Annotated in this window: 3 protein-coding genes; all 3 read left to right on the forward strand. The window is 36.5% G+C overall.

The genetic code is table 11. The features are described 5' to 3' along the window. Window positions 1–341, forward strand: a 341-nt coding sequence (locus tag CWR48_RS20545; RefSeq protein WP_170140811.1) for a hypothetical protein, incomplete at its 5' end; no start/stop codon positions are given. Then, entirely contained in the window at window positions 342–1,520 is a 1,179-nt protein-coding gene (locus tag CWR48_RS18460; RefSeq protein WP_115774781.1) for a hypothetical protein, read from the forward strand. After that, on the forward strand, window positions 1,517–2,461 hold the full coding sequence (locus tag CWR48_RS18465) for a polysaccharide deacetylase family protein (protein WP_115774782.1): 945 nt from the start codon (window positions 1,517–1,519) through the stop codon (window positions 2,459–2,461). The genes CWR48_RS18460 and CWR48_RS18465 overlap by 4 nt, the downstream gene beginning before the upstream one ends. Window positions 2,462–2,473: the final 12 nt, after the last annotated feature.

Consider the following 2,473-nt stretch of genomic DNA (forward strand, 5'->3'; position numbering starts at 1 on the left):
TGGCACAAATGGCATCATTATCTTATGTCGATGCTATTTTAGCTAGTTTAGGAAATGGAGCGCCCAAAGAGGCGTTTTTTTCTTTACCTGCATTAATTGCAAAGTATCCAAACGGTACACCTAGCCCAATGCTTGTTTTTGATGCCCAACATCATGATGGAGCGCATACCTATATGTGGGATATTAATGAACACTATTGGAGAGATATTGGTACTTATCAAGGATTAGAGGTTGTAGACGGCACAGTATCAATAGAAAAATTATCACTAGACTTGCAGACTTTCATCATTGACTGGCAATCCGTATTAACAGATGAGAATGAACCGTGGGAGGTGGAATAAATGGCAGATAAAATGATGAGAGTTGCTGGTCGAAGTAAAGATGGTGTACCTAAAGCAATAGCGACAGACGGTGAAGGGAATCAAATCGTAAATATATTAAATGCAGAATTAAAGGAGTTAAGAAGATCTCTAGATAAACTAGCATTAGGTATTAATGATGTATATAAATCTGGAACTGAATTTTTTCCCTTAAAAACTGTAAACAGGACTGGTTCTAATTCTTATGTAAAAGCCGATCAGTTTTTTTTACTAAACTTAATCGGAAACCCTTCAAATGCCGCTGGAATACATGTGGAGACAACTAAAACATTTACTCCTACAATAGATAATGCTGCAACCGTTGAAATCGAATATGCAATCGAAAACAAATCAGCGTACAACGCTATTGTAAATACGTTGATTTATGCAGAGGAAAACGTTGAATGGTCTGTAGGTAAACAAGATGTTCACTTAGCCGGAACTGTTAAGGAAAGTGTGATAGTTCGTCTTAACGTGAACACTGCTACTTTGCGTGAGAAGAAATTGTTTATTAGATTTGGTATATCTGATACAAGCACTTCTGTATCTGTAGATTTTAACGTTAAACTTAAAAGGATATCACTACTTGGCAAAGCAAATTTCGGACAGTCTTTGGTAGCAAGAGATACTGCAACGAAAGAAATAGTTGAATTATCCTCAATAAAAGATGCTAACGGGGATAATGTTATAAGATTCGTAAATGCTGCACCTTTTGCTTATGATCAGTACACTGGAACATTTATGCAAACAAGTAAAAAATCTGTTCAAATGTATAATGAAACTCCATCAAGCATAGTCCCTGCTGGTACAAATGAGAGAAAAAGGATAACTCCTGCATCAAATTGTATCGCGAATTTAAACCAATTCGGTTTATACATCCCTGGTATACCTAACTCTACTGGGAGGCACAGGATAATCGTAACGATTCGGATACCGCAAGGAGGAGCTAATGCAAGCAGAGTTTATGTTTCAGACGTTGAATCCACCAAGGCAATCACGATAGACTTTATGACTAATCAGGATATTAGAGATATATTTAGAGGTTTAGTTTTTTCAAATACGCAGGATTTGGTAATAGAGTATCTTAACAATGCTGATACGCAACAGGCAGGAGCGAGAACGTATTATGCAACATATTTACAGGAGATGGTTTCTCTATGATTTATAATTTTATAGAACCGAAAAAACCTGTTTATAAAAAAGGAGTTTTAGTTATCCATTCAGATGATGGAGGTATTGGAGATTACAATAGTTGGTACCCTCTATTTCTTAAAAAATGCAGAGAATACTCTGGTTGGGATGGTGATTATCCTGTAGTAAACAACTCTGCTATAAGTACAGGAATAATCGATACTTTCGGATTTATGATGCGCGAAAATCTTTATGCGCTATTAAGAGCTGGTTGGGAAATGATGAGTCATGGGAGACATCACGTTAGTATAGGATTACACCCTGTTATCGGTACTGTCAGCGCAGGAAGTACGTCTTTTTCAGTCGGTGGCGCAGCGATGTTTATGTTTGCAGCGGACTATAAATTGTTGATTTATGACGAGAATAACCGAGAAGAAGTTCAAGTGAAAAATATAGATAGCATAGTATCATCTGCAACTAGCACTATGCACATCACATCACCTCTGATAAATAATTATACGAATGCAAAAATAAGGTTGACAGACGAATCAGCGCGAGATTTGCTACAAGGATGCGTGGATGATGCTAAGGCATGGGGAATTGACCTTAAACACCACGTATACACATATCATGCTGGGGGTGATGGCTTTTTTAACGAAAGAGCTTTGGAGTGGGTAAATCTTTATTTTGAAAGTGGGAGAGGACGGCAGACACTTACCGAAGTCAATGATAAAGGTAATATTAATCTTCCTAACTTGATTTCTACTTTAAACACTCAAGCATCCAACACTGATATAGATAAATTATTAGATTTAACAGCGCAAAATGATCAATTATTTATTTTTTATGGTCATGGCGAAGGAACAATAGAAAGGTTAAATCAATTAGAGTATTTAATTGATGGGGCATTTTCTAGAGGTATTAGGATAATGAGACATAGTGATGCGCTTAAGCATTATAATCTTATTTAATCCATAAATGGA

Origin of the sequence: Oceanobacillus arenosus, assembly GCF_003369575.1 — a bacterium.
In the GTDB taxonomy this organism is placed as follows: domain Bacteria; phylum Bacillota; class Bacilli; order Bacillales; family Amphibacillaceae; genus Oceanobacillus; species Oceanobacillus arenosus.